This window comes from Nocardioides perillae, assembly GCF_013409425.1.
Taxonomy (GTDB): Bacteria; Actinomycetota; Actinomycetes; order Propionibacteriales; family Nocardioidaceae; genus Nocardioides; species Nocardioides perillae.
This window is the reverse complement of sequence record NZ_JACCAC010000001.1, coordinates 224,631-239,983: the sequence shown is the minus strand read 5'-3', so window position 1 is coordinate 239,983 and position 15,353 is coordinate 224,631. Positions and strand designations below refer to the sequence as shown.

General features: G+C 74.5%; 16 protein-coding genes. 11 read left to right on the top strand and 5 right to left on the bottom strand.

Features of this window, described 5'->3' with window-relative positions:
* Positions 1–60 precede the first annotated feature (60 nt).
* The 4 genes from BJ989_RS01170 to BJ989_RS01155 are packed head-to-tail and all read left to right on the top strand — an operon-like array spanning position 61 to position 4,893.
* The gene (locus BJ989_RS01170) at positions 61–1,611 is read left to right on the top strand and encodes an ABC transporter substrate-binding protein (protein WP_179516658.1); all 1,551 of its coding nucleotides are present in this window, start codon (positions 61–63) and stop codon (positions 1,609–1,611) included.
* On the top strand, positions 1,608–2,570 hold the full coding sequence (locus tag BJ989_RS01165) for an ABC transporter permease subunit (protein WP_218848658.1): 963 nt from the start codon (positions 1,608–1,610) through the stop codon (positions 2,568–2,570). The genes BJ989_RS01170 and BJ989_RS01165 overlap by 4 nt, the downstream gene beginning before the upstream one ends.
* Positions 2,567–3,439, top strand: coding sequence for an ABC transporter permease subunit (locus BJ989_RS18505; protein WP_218848657.1), 873 nt, complete (start codon positions 2,567–2,569; stop codon positions 3,437–3,439). The genes BJ989_RS01165 and BJ989_RS18505 overlap by 4 nt, the downstream gene beginning before the upstream one ends.
* Positions 3,436–4,893, top strand: a complete 1,458-nt coding sequence (locus BJ989_RS01155) for an ABC transporter ATP-binding protein (RefSeq protein WP_179516656.1) — start codon at positions 3,436–3,438, stop codon at positions 4,891–4,893. Before BJ989_RS18505 ends, BJ989_RS01155 begins: the two co-directional genes overlap by 4 nt.
* Here BJ989_RS01155 and BJ989_RS01150 read toward each other — a convergent pair.
* A complete protein-coding gene (locus tag BJ989_RS01150) occupies positions 4,890–5,417 on the bottom strand; it encodes a transcriptional repressor (protein ID WP_179516655.1) in 528 nt (175 codons plus the stop codon). The genes BJ989_RS01155 and BJ989_RS01150 overlap by 4 nt on opposite strands.
* Positions 5,418–5,507: 90 nt before the next feature.
* Between BJ989_RS01150 and BJ989_RS01145 the strand changes: the two genes are divergently transcribed.
* The 5 genes from BJ989_RS01145 to BJ989_RS01125 all read left to right on the top strand — a co-directional run bounded on the left by BJ989_RS01145 (position 5,508) and on the right by BJ989_RS01125 (position 10,478).
* Positions 5,508–5,960, top strand: coding sequence for a Fur family transcriptional regulator (locus tag BJ989_RS01145; RefSeq protein ID WP_343048979.1), 453 nt, complete (start codon positions 5,508–5,510; stop codon positions 5,958–5,960).
* Positions 5,961–6,039: 79 nt separating this feature from the next.
* Complete coding sequence (gene katG / locus BJ989_RS01140) at positions 6,040–8,307, top strand: catalase/peroxidase HPI (protein WP_179516653.1); 2,268 nt, start codon at positions 6,040–6,042, stop codon at positions 8,305–8,307.
* Between the two features lie 199 nt (positions 8,308–8,506).
* The gene (locus BJ989_RS01135) at positions 8,507–8,896 is read left to right on the top strand and encodes an ArsR/SmtB family transcription factor (RefSeq protein ID WP_218848655.1); all 390 of its coding nucleotides are present in this window, start codon (positions 8,507–8,509) and stop codon (positions 8,894–8,896) included.
* Positions 8,896–10,017, top strand: a complete 1,122-nt coding sequence (gene arsB, locus BJ989_RS01130) for an ACR3 family arsenite efflux transporter (protein WP_246283378.1) — start codon at positions 8,896–8,898, stop codon at positions 10,015–10,017. Before BJ989_RS01135 ends, arsB begins: the two co-directional genes overlap by 1 nt.
* The gene (locus BJ989_RS01125; RefSeq protein WP_179516651.1) at positions 10,014–10,478 is read left to right on the top strand and encodes an arsenate-mycothiol transferase ArsC; all 465 of its coding nucleotides are present in this window, start codon (positions 10,014–10,016) and stop codon (positions 10,476–10,478) included. The genes arsB and BJ989_RS01125 overlap by 4 nt, the downstream gene beginning before the upstream one ends.
* On the opposite strand, the gene BJ989_RS01120 is transcribed toward BJ989_RS01125, so the two are convergent.
* Positions 10,475–11,503 (bottom strand): phosphatase domain-containing protein, encoded by a 1,029-nt coding sequence (locus BJ989_RS01120; RefSeq protein WP_179516650.1) that lies wholly within the window; start codon positions 11,501–11,503, stop codon positions 10,475–10,477. The genes BJ989_RS01125 and BJ989_RS01120 overlap by 4 nt on opposite strands.
* A gap of 190 nt (positions 11,504–11,693) precedes the next feature.
* On the opposite strand from BJ989_RS01120, the gene BJ989_RS01115 reads away from it, so the two are divergent.
* On the top strand, positions 11,694–12,845 hold the full coding sequence (locus BJ989_RS01115; RefSeq protein WP_179519256.1) for a CE1758 family FMN-dependent luciferase-like monooxygenase: 1,152 nt from the start codon (positions 11,694–11,696) through the stop codon (positions 12,843–12,845).
* Complete coding sequence (locus BJ989_RS01110) at positions 12,842–13,492, top strand: CE1759 family FMN reductase (RefSeq protein WP_179516649.1); 651 nt, start codon at positions 12,842–12,844, stop codon at positions 13,490–13,492. The genes BJ989_RS01115 and BJ989_RS01110 overlap by 4 nt, the downstream gene beginning before the upstream one ends.
* 10 nt (positions 13,493–13,502) lie before the next feature.
* Here the strand turns inward: BJ989_RS01110 and BJ989_RS01105 are convergent, their stop codons facing one another.
* Genes BJ989_RS01105 through BJ989_RS01095 form a run of 3 tightly spaced genes read right to left on the bottom strand, consistent with a single transcriptional unit; the run spans position 13,503 to position 15,207 of the window.
* Entirely contained in the window at positions 13,503–13,811 is a 309-nt protein-coding gene (locus BJ989_RS01105) for an STAS domain-containing protein (RefSeq protein WP_179516648.1), read from the bottom strand.
* 35 nt (positions 13,812–13,846) lie between these two features.
* A complete protein-coding gene (locus BJ989_RS01100; protein ID WP_343048978.1) occupies positions 13,847–14,302 on the bottom strand; it encodes a MarR family winged helix-turn-helix transcriptional regulator in 456 nt (151 codons plus the stop codon).
* On the bottom strand, positions 14,299–15,207 hold the full coding sequence (locus BJ989_RS01095) for a dioxygenase family protein (RefSeq protein ID WP_343048977.1): 909 nt from the start codon (positions 15,205–15,207) through the stop codon (positions 14,299–14,301). The genes BJ989_RS01100 and BJ989_RS01095 overlap by 4 nt, the downstream gene beginning before the upstream one ends.
* Between the last annotated feature and the right edge of the window lie 146 nt (positions 15,208–15,353).

The window sequence follows — 15,353 nt, the reverse complement described above, 5'->3', positions numbered from 1 at the left end:
GACAATGAGAATCGTTGTCAGTAGCGTGCGGCCGTCCGACCTCGTCGAAAGGCCCACCTCGTGCTGCGCTCGTCCCGACCCCTCCTCGCCGCGTCCGCCGCCGCGGCGCTGCTGACCCTCGCCGCCTGCGGCGGCTCCGGCGCGGGCTCCTCCGCCCCGGCCGACACCCTCCGCATCGCCGGACCCTTCGAGGTCCACAGCCTCGACCCGACCGCCGACGGCGAGGTCTTCACGCGACTCCAGGTGTCCGAGACGCTCGTCACCGCCGACCTCCAGGGCGAGCTCGTCCCGGGCCTCGCCACCTCCTGGTCGACATCGGAGGACGGGCGCACGTGGCGCTTCGAGCTGGTCGAGGGCGCCACCTTCCACGACGGCACACCGCTCGACGCGGAGGCGGCGGTCGGCGCGCTCGAGCGGGTCGCGGCCGTCGAGGCGAGCCCCCTCTCGGGTGCCCCGATCCGTGCGCTGCGAGCGGAGGGTTCCACCGTGGTGGTCGAGCTCGACGAGCCCCACCCGGTCCTCCCGGCGCTGCTCACGCACTACAGCGCCGCGGTGCTGGCGCCGGCGTCCTACGACGAGTCCGGCCAGGTCGCCGAGGTGATCGGCACCGGGCCCTACCGGGTCGCCGACGTGGAGCTGCCGGCTTCGGTGGAGACCGAGCGCTTCGCCGGCTACCGCGGCGAGGCCCCGGAGGTGGAGCGCGTGACCTTCCAGGCGGTCGGTCGGGCCGAGCAGCGCGCGCTGCTGGCCAGCAGCGGCCAGGCCGACGTGGTCTTCGGCCTCGAGCCCGCGGGCCAGCAGCGCGTCGAGTCCTCCGACGTGGCCGACCTGGCCTCGAGCCTGCAGCCGCGCACCATCCGGCTCAAGGTCGACGCCGAGCACCCCGTCCTCGGCGACGTGCGCGTGCGTCGCGCGCTGAGCCTGGCGCTCGACCGCGAGGCGATGGCCGAGGCCGTGCTGCGCGAGGGCGACCTCGCCGCCACCCAGCTGCTGCCGCCCTCGCTCGAGGCGTGGCAGGCCGACGTCGAGCCCCTGGTGCACGACCAGCAGGCCGCGGCCGCGCTGCTCGACGAGGCCGGGTGGGTCACGGGGCCCGACGGCACCCGCGTGCGCGACGGCGAGCCGCTCTCGCTCACCCTCCTCACCTACCCCGACCGCGCCGAGCTGCCCGCGCTCGCCACGGCGATCCAGGCCGCCCTCGCCGAGGTCGGCGTCGACCTCGAGGTCGAGGTGACCAACTCCAGCGAGGTGCCGGCCGGCCAGGCCGACGGCAGCCTCGAGATGGCGCTGATCGCGAAGCACTTCGCGCTCGTGTCCGACCCCCTCGTCGACGTGGCGACCGTCTTCGACCCCGCCGGCTCCGACTGGGGCGTCATGGGGTGGAGCGACCCGGCCGTCACCGCCGCCGTCGACGACCTGCTCGCCGGGGCCACCGGCGCGGCGGCCCAGCAGGCCCGGGAGACGGTCGCCCGCACCGCGCAGCAGGAGCTCCCGCTCATCCCCGTCGCGTGGTACCGCATGAACGCCGCCGTCAACGACCGCGTCGAGGGCTTCACCATGGACCCGCTCGAGACCACCTGGCGCCTCACCGACCTGCGGTGGGGGGCGTGAGCGGCGCCGCCGTCCGCGCGGTCCTCGCGCGCCGGGCCCTGCAGGCGGCCGGCGTCGCGGTGCTCGTCTCGGTGCTCTGCTTCCTGGTCGTGCGCCGCCTGCCCGGCGACGCGGCGTACCGCATCGCGGCCGGTCGCTACGGCTACGACCTCGTCGACGCCGAGGCCGCCGAGGCCGTCAGCACCGAGCTCGGGCTCGACCGGCCCGCGTGGCAGCAGCTCGGCTCCTGGCTCCTCGACCTCGTGCAGCTCGACCTCGGCCGCTCGCTGGTGACCTCACGGCCGGTGCTCGAGGAGGTGGGCTACTACCTCCTCGGCACGCTGCAGCTCGCGGCCGTCGCGCTCGTCCTCGCCGTCGTCCTGGGCGCCGCCGCAGGCGTGCTCGCGGCGCGGCGGCCCGGGGGGCTCGTCGACCGCGTGACCACGACGTACGTCGCGAGCGTGCGCGCCGTGCCGCCCTTCCTGCTCGGGCTGCTGCTGGTGCTCGTGCTCTCCGCGCAGCTGGGCCTGCTCCCGGCGGTGGGCCACGGCGACGCCCGCAGCATCGTCCTCCCGGCGCTGACCCTGGGCCTCGGCCTCTCCGGTCTCGTGGCGCGGGTGACCCGCGACGCGGTCGTGGAGGTGCAGCGCTCCGAGCACGTGCAGTTCGCCCGCACGAAGGGCCTGCCCGAGCGGTGGGTGCTGCTGCGCCACGTCGTGCGCAACGCCGCCGTCGTCCTCGTGCCCTACCTCGGTGTGCAGGCGGTGGTCCTGGTCGAGGGCGTGGTCGTCGTCGAGAGCCTCTTCTCCTGGCAGGGCCTCGGCCACGCGCTCGTGCACGCCGTCTTCTGGCGCGACGTGCCCGTGCTCCAGGCGACCGCGCTCGTGCTCGCGCTGCTCGTCGTCGCCGTCAACACCCTGGTCGACCTCGCCGTCCTGTGGCTCGACCCCCGTCCCCGTCGCTCGGAGGTCCTCACGTGACCAGCCCCGTCCTCGAGGCGGCGGTCGCGCCGTCGCCCGTCCCCCCGGCCGGCCGCGCCCGGCCGGTCCGCACCACCCGTCGGCACGGCCGCGTCGTGCGCGGGGTCGCCGCCGGCGGCCTGCTCGCCCTCGCCGGCTTCGCCCTGCTCGGGCCGCTCGTGCTGCCCGACCCGGCGGCCCAGGACCTCGGCCGCTTCCTGGAGCCGCCGTCGCTCGCCGAGCCGCTCGGCCGCGACGACTACGGCCGCAGCGTCGTCTCCCGGCTCGCGCACGCCACCCGGCTCTCGCTGCTCCTCGCCGCCGGCTGCGTCGCCACCGCGCTGCTGCTCGGCACGGTCGCCGGCGTGCTCGCGGCGTGGCGCGGCGGCTGGGTCGACACCGCGCTGCGCTCGGTCTCGGAGGCCTTCGTCGCGCTGCCCGCCCTGCTCGTCGTGCTCCTGGTCTCCGCGCTGGCCACGGGCGGCAGCCTGTGGGCGCTCTACCTCGGGCTCGCGCTGGCGCAGTGGGTGGAGTACTTCCGCGTCGTGCGGGCCCGCGCCGGGCTGGTGCTCGGCTCACCCGCGGTCGAGGCGGCCGGGCTGCTGCGCCTGGGCCCGGTGCACGTGGTGCGCCGCCACCTGTGGCCCGACCTGCGCCCGCTGCTCACGACGCTGGCCTCGCTCGGCATGGTCACCTCGGTGCTCGCCATGTCGACCCTGGGCTTCGTCAAGGTCGGCCTGCAGCCACCGCGCGCCGAGCTCGGCCTCATGGTCACCGAGTCCTTCCCCTTCTACGACGTCGCACCCTGGATGCCGGTGGCGCCGGTGGCAGTGCTCTTCCTGCTCACCCTGTGCTTCCTGGGCCTGCGCAGCGACGAGGACCCCGCATGAGCACCGTGTCCCCCTCCGCCGCCCGACCCGCGACGAGCACCGGCGACCTGGTCGTGCACCGCGCCCTGGTGCGCCACGGCGCGACCGTGCTCGTCGACGTCGAGGACCTCCGGCTCGAGCCCGGGCGAGCCCTGACCGTCGTCGGCGAGAGCGGCTCCGGCAAGTCCGTGCTGGCCCACGCGCTGGTCGGCACGCTGCCCGCCGAGCTCGTGGCGGAGGGCAGCATGAGCCTCGGCGAGGCGAGCTTCGACCTCGCCGACCGCCGCGGCCGTCGCCGGCTGTGGGGGCGTGAGGTCGCCCTGCTGCCGCAGGAGCCCGCCCTGGCCCTCGACCCCACGATGCGGGTGCGCGCCCAGGTGGCCGAGGGGGCGCGCGGGTGGCGCCCCCGCGACCCCGGCCCGCTCCGCGCCGCCGACGAGCGCCTGGACCAGGTGGGGCTGCCCGGCGTGGGTGGGGCCTACCCGCACACGCTGTCCGGCGGCATGGCCCAGCGCGTGGCCTACGCCGCGGCTACCGTCGGCGGTGCGCGCGTGCTCGTCGTGGACGAGCCGTCGAAGGGTCTCGACCCCGCCTCCCTGGACCGGCTCGCCGACCTGCTCACCGCCCACCTCGCGGGCGGCGGGCTGCTGCTCACCATCACCCACGACCTCCGCCTGGCCCGCCGTCTGGGCGGCGACGTGCTGGTGGTGCGCGAGGCCGGTGTGGTGGAGGCGGGCCCGGTCGACCGGGTGCTCGACGAGCCGGCGCACGCCTACACCCGACGTCTCGTCGCGGCCGAGCCCGGCCGGTGGCGCCACCCGTGGACGACCGCCGGGGGTGCGGCGTCACGCGTCGACGGCGGCCTGCTCGTCACGGCGCGCGGCCTCACCAAGGCGTACGCCGCGTCCCCGCTCTTCGTGGACCTCGACCTGCAGGTGCGGGAGGGCGAGCGGTGGTCGGTCACCGGACCGAGCGGTGTCGGCAAGACCACGCTCGGCAACGCCTTGCTGGGCCTGACCCGCGTCGACCGTGGCGTTGTCGAGCACGCGCCGGCCGCGCGCGGCGGCCGGCTGCAGAAGCTCTACCAGGACCCGTCGCTGTCGTTCCCCCGCCGCGTCCCGCTCGCGCGAGGCCTGCGCGACGTGGTCCGTCGCCACGGCGTCGACCCCGCACGGCTCCCGGGCCTGCTCGAGCAGGTCGGCCTCTCACCCGACCTCCTCGCGCGCCGGCCCGACCAGGTCTCCGGCGGTGAGCTGCAGCGCGTCGCGGTCGTGCGGGCGATGCTGGCGCGACCGACGCTGGTCTGCGCCGACGAGGCGACGTCGCGCCTGGACCACGTGACCCAGGAGACGACGGCCGAGGTCCTCGCCACCGAGCTGCTCGAGACCGGGTGCGCCCTGCTCCTGGTGACGCACGACGCGGCGCTGGCCGACGCGCTCACCGACCACCACGTGCGGCTGGAGCCGACCGGCTAGTCCGTGCGGCCGGGGGTCCGGCCGGCGGGTGCGGGGTCCTGGTCGGCCCGCTCGGCCAGCTCGCGCGCGCAGACCGGGCAGGTGCCGAAGAGCTCGAGGGTGTGGTCGACCGCGACGTAGCCGTGCTGCCGCGCGACCTCGTCGGCCCACTGCTCGACGGCCGGGCCGGAGACCTCGACGGTGCGGTTGCAGCGGCGGCACACGAGGTGGTGGTGGTGCTGCGCCCGGCCGCAGAGGCGGTAGGCCGCCTCCGTGCCGTCGGGCTTCACCACGTCGACCTCGCCCGCCTCGACCAGCGCCTGCAGGCCGCGGTAGACCGTCGCCAGCCCGACCGCGTCGCCCTGGTCGCGCAGCTCGCGGTGGAGGTCCTGCGCGCTGCGGAACTCCTGCGAGCCCTCCAGCGCCGCCACCAGGGCGCGCCGCTGCCGCGTCGAGCGCTTGGCCGGCGCCGCGGCGGCGGGGTCGGCGTCGGCTGCGGGGTGGGCTGCCGGGTCGGCGGCGAGGTCGGGGGAGTGCTCGGCCATGGCCAGCAAGGTACCCGCGACCGGACGGCCCGGCGTACCGGCCGGAGGCCAGACTTGAACTGTTCCAGAAAAGCCGCCATGCTGTCGCCCGTGACGACCCGCAGCCACCGCACCGACGCCGAGGAGCTCCGCGAGGAGCTGCGCGGCGCGTCGCTGCGGGTGACGCGTCCGCGGCTGGCCGTGCTCGCGGCGGTGCACGCGCACCCCCACGCCGACACCGACACGGTGCTGCGCGAGGCGCGCGCCGAGCTCGGGACCGTCTCCCACCAGGCGGTCTACGACGTGCTGCGCGCGCTCACCGACGCCGGCCTGGTGCGGCGCATCCAGCCCGCGGGCGCGACCGCGCGCTACGAGGCGCGCGTCGGCGACAACCACCACCACGTGGTGTGCCGCGGCTGCGGCGCGATCACCGACGTCGACTGCGCCGTCGGGCACGCCCCGTGCCTGACCCCGGCCGACGACCACGGCTTCACCCTCGACGAGGCGGAGGTCGTCTACTGGGGCACGTGCCCCGCCTGTGCGGCGACGGCCGACACCCGCTGAGCCCGGTGCGGGTCCGCGGCCCGCACCCCCCGACGTACTGCCCGACACAGCCCAGCCCACCCACACCGAGAGGTCGCAGATGAGCCAGGACCACCCCACCAGCCCGCAGGGCGTCGACCGGAAGGCCGAGGCCGGCTGCCCGGTCATGCACGACTCCGCAGCCGCCGGCGGCAGCGAGAGCGAGAACCCGGCGATCGACTCGCCGACCCCGGTGACCGGCGGCCGCCCCCACACCCTCAAGGACTGGTGGCCGAACTCGCTGGACCTCTCGGTCCTGGCCGTCCACTCGCCCAAGGTCAACCCGCTCGCGCCGGACTTCGACTACAAGCAGGAGTTCGCGAAGCTCGACGTCGAGGCGCTCAAGCGCGACGTCGCCGAGACCCTCGCCACCTCGCAGGACTGGTGGCCCGCCGACTTCGGCAACTACGCCGGCCTGATGATCCGGCTCTCCTGGCACGCCGCCGGCACCTACCGCATCTACGACGGCCGCGGCGGTGCCGGCGACGGCGGGCAGCGCTTCGCCCCGCTGAACTCCTGGCCCGACAACGCCAACCTCGACAAGGCCCGGCGACTGCTGTGGCCGGTCAAGCAGAAGTACGGCCAGAAGGTCTCCTGGGCCGACCTGCTGGTCCTGGCGGGCACCGTGGCCTACGAGCAGTCGGGCCTGGAGCCCTTCGGCTTCGCCTTCGGTCGCGAGGACGTGTGGGAGCCCGAGGAGATCTTCTGGGGTCCGGAGGACACCTGGCTCGGCGACGAGCGCTACTCCGGCGAGCGCGAGCTGCACGAGTCGCTCGGCGCGGTCCAGATGGGCCTCATCTACGTCAACCCCGAGGGCCCCAACGGCAACCCCGACCCGGTCGCCTCGGCGCGCGACATCCGCGAGACCTTCGCGCGCATGGCGATGAACGACGAGGAGACCGTCGCCCTCATCGCCGGTGGCCACACCATCGGCAAGACCCACGGTGCCGGCGACGCCGACCTGGTCGGCCCGGAGCCCGAGGGTGCCCCGCTGGAGGAGCAGGGCCTCGGCTGGCGCTCGTCCTTCGGGTCCGGCAAGGGCGAGGACGCCATCACCTCCGGCCTCGAGGTGACCTGGACCCGCACCCCGGTGCAGTGGAGCAACGACTACTTCACCTTCCTCTACCAGTACGAGTGGGAGCTGGAGAAGAGCCCCGCCGGCGCGTGGCAGTGGGTCGCCAAGGACGCCGAGGCGGTCATCCCCGGCCCGACGCCGGACTCCCCGAAGCGCAAGCCGACCATGCTCACCAGTGACCTCGCGCTGCGCTTCGACCCCGAGTACGACAAGATCTCGCGCCGCTTCCGGGACAACCCCGAGGAGTTCGCCGAGGCCTTCGCGAAGGCCTGGTACAAGCTGCTGCACCGCGACATGGGCCCGATCTCGCGCTACCTCGGCCCCGACGTCGCCCCGCCGCAGCTGTGGCAGGACCCGGTGCCGGACGTCGACCACCCGCTGGTCAGCGACGCCGACGTCGAGGCGCTCAAGGCGAAGGTCCTCGAGTCGGGCCTGAGCACCGCCGAGCTCGTGCAGACCGCGTGGGCCTCGGCGGCCAGCTTCCGCTCGACCGACAAGCGGGGCGGCGCCAACGGCGCCCGCATCCGCCTGGAGCCGCAGCGCAGCTGGGAGGTCAACCAGCCCGAGCAGCTCGCCCGGGTGCTGGAGGTCCTCGAGGGCGTCAAGGCCGACTTCGACGCGCAGGGCGAGACCAAGGTGTCGCTGGCCGACCTCATCGTCCTCGCCGGCACCGCGGCGGTCGAGAAGGCCGCCCGCGACGCCGGCGTCGAGGTCACGGTGCCCTTCCACCCGGGTCGCACCGACGCGGCGCAGGAGGACACCGACGTCGACTCCTTCCGGGTGCTCGAGCCCCGCGCCGACGGCTTCCGCAACTACCTGCGGGCGGGCGAGAAGACCCAGCCCGAGGTGCTGCTGGTCGACCGTGCCTACATGCTCGGCCTCACCGCCCCGGAGATGACCGTGCTCGTCGGCGGCCTCCGCTCCCTCGGGAACAACGTCGGCGGCACCGCCCACGGCGTCCTCACCGACCGCCCGGGCGTGCTCAGCAACGACTTCTTCGTCAACCTGCTCTCCCCGGGCACCCGGTGGAAGGCCTCGGAGACCGAGGAGAACGTCTACGAGATCCGCGACGTCGCCACCGACGAGGTGAAGTTCACCGCCACGCCGGTCGACCTGATCTTCGGGTCGAACAGCCAGCTGCGTGCCCTGGCCGAGGTCTACGCCTCCGACGACGCGCGCGAGAAGCTGGTGCACGACTTCGTCGCCGCGTGGGTCAAGGTCATGGACAACGACCGCTTCGACCTGCACCGCTGAGGGGCCGACGCCCGACGCAGCACGTGACCGGAGCCCGGTCGGCCCTCGCGGCCGGCCGGGCTCTGGCGCGTCCTGGCGCCGCCCCCTCGTCCGGGTAGTCCGACACACCTCGGCCCTGGAAGCGGGTCAGGAGGGCCGAGGTGTGGCGGACTACCGTGCCGGGTGGCGTCAAGACATCGACATGTGTCAACATCGACCCATGTCGAACCCCACCCTCGTCCGCGAGGCCGACGCAGGTCTCGCCTGCTGCGCGCCGCTGGCCGGCGAGCCGCTGAGCGCTGAGCAGGCCGCCGGCGTCGTGCCGATGCTCAAGGCCATCGCCGATCCCGCCCGGCTGCGGTTGCTCTCCCTCGTGCTGTCCCACCCGGGCGGTGAGGCGTGCGTGTGCGACCTGCTGCCGTCCTTCGACCTCTCGCAGCCGACGATCAGCCACCACCTCAAGGTGCTGCACGAGGCCGGGTTGCTCGACCGGGAGAAGCGCGGCACCTGGGTCTACTACATCGCCCGCCCGGCGGCGATGACCGCGCTCGGCAGCCTCTTCACGCCGGCCGCCGGTCCCGCGACCGCCTCCGCAGGAGGTGGCTGCTGATGAGCGACACGGTGCAGGAGACCGTGCGCGGTGGCGCCGACGACGCGGTGCTGCAACGGCTCTCGACGCTCGACCGGTTCCTCCCGCTGTGGATCGGCCTGGCGATGGCGGTCGGGCTCGTGCTCGGCCGCGTCGTCGACGGCCTGGACGAGGCGCTGGCGGCGGTCGAGGTCGGGTCGGTCTCGCTGCCGATCGCGGTCGGCCTGCTGGTCATGATGTACCCGGTGCTGGCCAAGGTGCGCTACGACGAGCTCGGCCACGTCACCGCCGACCGTCGGCTGCTGGTCTCCTCGATCGTCCTGAACTGGCTCGTCGGGCCCGCGCTGATGTTCGCGCTGGCCTGGCTGCTGCTGCCGGACCTGCCGGAGTACCGCACCGGCCTCATCATCGTCGGGCTCGCCCGCTGCATCGCCATGGTGCTGATCTGGAACGACCTCGCCTGCGGCGACCGGGAGGCCGCGGCGGTGCTGGTGGCCATCAACGCAGTCTTCCAGATCCTCGCCTTCGCCTTCCTCGGGTTCTTCTACCTCGAGCTGCTGCCCGGCTGGCTCGGCCTGGAGCAGAGCGGGCTCGAGGTCTCCGTGTGGGACATCGCGGTCTCCGTGCTGGTCTTCCTCGGCATCCCCCTCGCCGCCGGCTTCCTCACCCGCACGCTGGGCGAGCGGGCGAAGGGTCGGGAGTGGTACGAGACCCGGCTGCTGCCCCGCATCGGGCCCCTCGCGCTCTACGGCCTGCTCTTCACCATCGTGCTGCTCTTCGCGCTGCAGGGCGACGCGATCGCCGACCAGCCGCTCGACGTGGCCCGGATCGCGCTGCCCCTGCTGGCCTACTTCGTGCTGATGTGGGGTGGCTCGATGCTCCTCACCCGTGCGATCGGCCTGGACTACCGCCTGGCGACGGCAGTCTCCTTCACCGCGGCCGGCAACAACTTCGAGCTGGCCATCGCGGTCGCGATCGGTGTCTTCGGCGTGGCCTCGGGTCAGGCGCTCGCCGGCGTCGTCGGCCCCCTCATCGAGGTGCCGGTGCTCGTGGGGCTGGTCTACGTCAGCCTCTGGGCCCGCCGCTTCTTCCCCGACCAGACCCGTGACCAGACCCCCACCACCGAGGAGGCCACCCGATGAGCGAGCCCGCCAGCGTCCCCCAGGTCGTCTTCGCCTGCGTCCGCAACGGCGGCCGCTCCGTCATCAGCCGGGTGCTCACCGAGCACTACGCGGGCGGCCGGGTGCGCGCGCTCTCGGCCGGCACCCAGCCGGGGGAGCACATCCACCCCGAGGTCGCCCGCGCCCTCGAGGGCCTCGGGCTCGACACCTCGCGTGAGCAGCCCACGCTGCTGACCCGCGACACCGTCGCGGCCAGCGACCTGGCGATCACCCTCGGCTGCGGCGAGGAGTGCCCCTACGTGCCCGGCGTGCGCTACGTCGACTGGCCGGTCGCCGACCCCGGCGGCCAGGACGACGAGACCGTCCGCGCGGTCGTCGCCGACCTCGACGCCCGCGTGCGCGACCTGCTGGTCGAGCTGGTGCCGGGCATCGAGCTGCCGCCGTCCGTGCTGGCGGGCTCCGCCGACCACCCGCGGACCTAGAGCAGGCCCAGCGAGGCCGCGTGCCGGCGTACGGCGTCGCTGTCGGCGGCGAGCACGAACGGGACCGACGCGGCCCACGCGTCCCAGCCCTCGGTGACGGCCTCGACACGGCCGTCGCCGGGGTCGAGGCGCACCTCGCGGATGTAGACGGCGAGCACGCGGCCGGGGTGCTCGCGCACCACGTCGGCGTAGACCTGCGGGTCGTGCTCGCCGGAGTCGCCAAGGAGGACGAAGGGGAGGTGGGGGTGCAGCGCGAGCACCTCGCGGATCCGGCCGTGCTTCTGCTCGCGCCCGGCCGCGGTGCCGAGCAGGTCGCGCAGCAGCAGCGGGCCGAGCGGGAAGGCGCGGTGGCGCAGGAACGCCGCGAGGAAGCCGTGGAGGTTCCACGGGCTGGACGAGACGTAGAAGCAGGGGTTCACCCCCGCGGCGAGGTCGCGGTAGAGCTCGGGCGCACCGGCGAAGGGGGTGCGGGTCAGCGCCGAGCCGGTGAAGGTCTGGCGCAGCATCAGGCCCAGGCGCTGCACGCCGGTCTCCAGGATGGTGTCGTCGACGTCGGAGAGCACGCCGAAGCGCCCCGCGGGGCTCGTCACGTGCACGTCGACCGGCGTCGCGTGCTCGCCGGTCAACCCGCGCCAGGGGCGGGCCAGGCTCACCCGGCCGACGGTCACCGGGGCCACCAGCGACGCCTCGTCCGGCTGCAGCCGGGCGGTGAAGTAGCCCTCCCCGTCGCTCTCGACCTCGACGGTCGCGTCGCCGACCGCGACCAGGAGCGGCACGCCGGGCAGCTCGTGGGTGACGAAGCCGGCCAGGGTGCGGCGCACCGCGGCGCCGACCCCCTCGCCCTCCTCCGCCTCGGTGGCGGGCGGGTCGTCGAGCACCCGGCCGCGCACGACGACGCCGTGCGGGCCGCCGTGGCCGCCGTAGGACTCGATGCGGAAGTGCGCCGGCGGCCGGGTGCGGTAGGCCCGCAGCCGCACCGAGTCGAGGAGCCGCTCGGCGGCGACGAGGTGGGGGCGCAGGCGCACGCGGCCACCGTACGGCTGGTGGTCACCGCCGCGCGGAATAGTTGACGCATCAACCAGGTTGGGCCAGGTGACAGCAGAAGCGCCCCAGCAGGGCTCCCGCGGCAGCGGCCGCCCGGACAGCGAGGTCATCGTGGACACCGTGCAGACCCCCGTGCAGACCCCCGTGCAGACCCCCGTGCAGACCCACCCCGTGCAGATCGGCATCTTCACCGTCGGCGACGTCACCCCCGACCCGACGACGGGTCGTGCGCCGAGCGAGCACGAGCGGATCAAGGCCACTGTCGCGATCGCCGAGAAGGCCGAGGAGGTGGGCCTCGACGTCTTCGCGACCGGTGAGCACCACAACCCGCCCTTCATCTCCTCCAACCCCACCGCGACGCTCGCCTACGTCGGCGCGCGCACCGAGCGGCTGCTGCTCTCCACCGCCACGACCCTCATCACCACGACCGACCCGGTGCTGATCGCGGAGGACTACGCGAAGGTCCAGCACCTCACCGACGGCCGGGTCGACCTCACCCTCGGTCGCGGCAACACCGGCCCGGTCTACCCCTGGTTCGGCAAGGACATCCGCCGGGGCCTGGAGCTGGCGGTCGAGAACTACGCGCTGCTCCACCGCCTGTGGCGCGAGGACGTCGTCGACTGGCAGGGTCGCTTCCGCACCCCGCTGCAGGGCTACACCGCGACGCCGCGCCCGCTCGACGGCGTGCCGCCCTTCGTGTGGCACGGCTCGATCCGCAGCCCCGAGATCGCCGAGCAGGCGGCCTACTACGGCGACGGCTTCTTCCACAACCACATCTTCTGGCCGCCGTCGCACACGCAGCAGATGGTCGAGCTCTACCGCCGCCGGTGGGAGCACTACGGCCACGGGCCGGCCGACACCGCGATCGTCGGTCTCGGCGGACAGTTCTTCGTGCGCAAGAACAGCCAGGACGCCGTGCGCGAGTTCCGCCCCTACTTCGACGAGGCGCCGGTCTACGGCCACGGGCCGTCCCTGGAGGACTTCACCGCGCAGACGCCGCTGGTCGTCGGCTCACCGCAGCAGCTGCTCGAGCGCACCCTGGCCTCGATCGAGTACGCCGGGCACTACCAGCGACAGCTCTTCCTCGTCGACCACGCGGGGCTGCCGCTGAAGACCGTGCTGGAGCAGCTCGACCTGCTCGGCGAGATCCTGCCGGAGATGCGACGGGGCTTCGCCGAGGGCCGCCCGGCCCACGTGCCGGACGCCCCGACGCACGCGGCGCGCGTCGCCGCGGCCGGCGGGCCGGCAGCCACGACCGCACCCCTGGTCGCCGACACCGCCACCGGCCGCCGCGCCGAGGACGCTGTGGGGGTGTCGGCGTGACGCGCCTGGTCGTCGTCTCCGCGGGCCTGTCGGTGCCGTCCTCGACGCGGCTGCTCGCCGACCGCCTCGCCGCGGCCACGGTGGAGGCGCTCGAGGACGCCGAGGTCACGCACGTCGAGCTGCGGGCGCTCGCCCACCAGCTGACCGACCGGCTGCTCACCGGCTTCGCGGGGCCCGAGCTCGAGGAGGCGATCGAGGACGTGCGCCGCGCCGACGGCCTCGTCGTCGTCACGCCGGTCTTCAGCGCGTCCTACTCCGGGTTGTTCAAGACCTTCTTCGACGTGCTCGAGCCGGGCACGCTCGACGGCGTGCCGGTGCTCGTCGCCGCGACCGCCGGCACCGCACGGCACTCGCTCGTGCTCGACCACGCGCTGCGCCCGCTCTTCTCCTACCTGCGCGCCGTCGTCGTGCCGACCGGCGTCTTCGCCGCCACCGACGACTTCGGCGACACCGGTGGCGCCGCTGGCGCGCTCGACGGCCGCATCCACCGCGCGGCCGGCGAGCTCGCCGCGCTGGTCGGCAAGGTGTCGTCGCGCGACGCAGCAGGCGCGCCCGGCGGCGCGGCCTCGACCCGCCGCTCCGTCTCGGACGAGCTCGCCGAGCCCACGCCGTTCGAGGAGCTGCTGCGCCGCGTCTCCGAGGGCTGAGGGGTCGACCTCAGCGGGGGGAGTGCTCGACCTCGCAGAGGTCGAGCACGCGCGCCACGAAGCCGTCGGCCTCGCTGACGACGGTGAGGTCGGCGCCGTGGGGCAGGCAGGCGCGCCGCGCCGCGACGAGGTGGGCGATGGCGCGGCTGCAGATGAAGGACGTCGCCGCGAGGTCCACCACCACCGAGCGCCGACCGCCGTCGGTGGCGGCGTCGAGGTCGCGCGCGAAGAGGTCGACCGCGCCGCTGTCGAGCTCCCCGCGCACGCGCAGCTTCGAGCCCGTGAGCTCGGCGGCGTAGGCCGGGTCCTCGGTGCGCACGCCGCCAGCCTACGAGGCCGGGTGTGACGTGCGCCTCACTCGTCCAGCCCGGTGACGAGGTGGGTCGCGATGTCGCGCAGCTGCGTGACCTGGTCGGCGGTGAGCCGGTCGAAGACCCGCTGACGCACGTGTGCGACGTGGGTGGGGGCGACACGGGTGAGCTCCGCGCGCCCGGCGTCGGTGAGCGCAGCGTGCTGCACACGACGGTCGTCGGCGTCGGGGTGCCGCTCGACCCACCCCCGCTGCTCGAGCGAGCCGACCGCGTGGCTGAGCCGCGAGGGGCTCGTGACCGTGCGGCGGGCCAGCTCGCCCATGGTGAGCTCGCCGCCCGGCGCCGCCGAGAGGACGGCCAGCACCTGGTAGTAGGCGTGGCTGACGCCGGCCTCGGCCCGCAGCTGCCGGTCGAGGGTCTGGGGCAGCAGGTAGACCAGCCGGATCAGGGGCAGCCAGGCCGCCATCTCCTCCTCGTCGAGCCAGCGCGGCTCGCTCACGCGACCTGCACCGAGCGGGTCGAGAGGCCGACCATCCAGTCGCTGACGGGCGTGCTGACCCCGGCGGTCGGGTCGGCGGCCGCGCCGAGCGTGACGAAGAGCGGCGCGAAGTGCTCGACCGTCGGGTGGGCGTAGGGCAGCCCCGGTGCGCGGTGGGCGAAGTCCTGCAGCTCCTCGACGTCACCGCGGGCGAGCGCGTCGGCGGCCCAGGCGTCGAAGTCCGCCGACCACCCGGGCACGACGTCGGGCCGGCGCCAGTCGACGTACGGCAGGCCGTGGGTCATGAACCCCGAGCCGACCACCAGCACGCCCTCCTCCTTGAGCCGGCGCAGCCGACGGCCCAGCGCGAACAGCGCGGCCGGGTCGTGCGTGGGCATCGACAGCTGCAGGACGGGCACGTCGGCCTCGGGGTACATGATCTTCAGCGGCACCCAGGCCCCGTGGTCGAGCCCGCGGCCGCGGTGCTCGAAGACCCGCTGGGTGTCGGGCAGCACCGAGACGACCTGCTGCGCGAGCGCGCGGTTGTCGGGGGTGTCGTAGCGCATCCGGTAGTAGTGGTCGGCGAAGCCGCCGAAGTCGTAGACCAGCTCGGTCGGCGCGGTGCTGGTGAGGCCGAGCTCGTCGGACTCCCAGTGCGCGCTGACGATCAGCACCGCGCGCGGGCGCGGCAGGTCGTGCGCCCAGTCGTGCAGCCGGCGCATCCAGGCGGCGTCCTCGAAGGTGGGCGGCGCGCCGTGGCTGACGAAGAGCGCCGGCATGGCGCCGTCGTCGGGGGTCCAGGTGCGGTGCTCCTCCGCGGCCGCGCGTGCGGCCGCGTGGCGCAGGTGGGCGGCGAAGGGGTGGCCGGCGGGGAGCGTCGCGTCGGCCGCGGCGGTGGTGGTGCCGGGGAGCGGGTGGGAGAGCACGGGTGTCCGTCCGGTGGAAGTGTTCAAACTTTGAAACATCATCGTACGCCGGGGTGGTCCATCTTTCAACCACAGGGTCGCGAGACCTTCACCCCGACGTGGACTCCCCTGCGGGTGTGGCGCGTGGGACCATGGGCGCCGGTCAC

Bases quoted from the DNA above. Each gene is read 5' to 3' on its own strand.
- katG (WP_179516653.1), top strand. From the start codon at position 6,040: ATGAGCCAGGACCACCCCACCAGCCCGCAGGGCGTCGACCGGAAGGCC.
- BJ989_RS01150 (WP_179516655.1), bottom strand. From the start codon at position 5,417: ATGGCCGAGCACTCCCCCGACCTCGCCGCCGACCCGGCAGCCCACCCC.
- BJ989_RS01135 (WP_218848655.1), top strand. From the start codon at position 8,507: ATGTCGAACCCCACCCTCGTCCGCGAGGCCGACGCAGGTCTCGCCTGC.
- arsB (WP_246283378.1), top strand. From the start codon at position 8,896: ATGAGCGACACGGTGCAGGAGACCGTGCGCGGTGGCGCCGACGACGCG.
- BJ989_RS01155 (WP_179516656.1), top strand. From the start codon at position 3,436: ATGAGCACCGTGTCCCCCTCCGCCGCCCGACCCGCGACGAGCACCGGC.
- BJ989_RS01125 (WP_179516651.1), top strand. From the start codon at position 10,014: ATGAGCGAGCCCGCCAGCGTCCCCCAGGTCGTCTTCGCCTGCGTCCGC.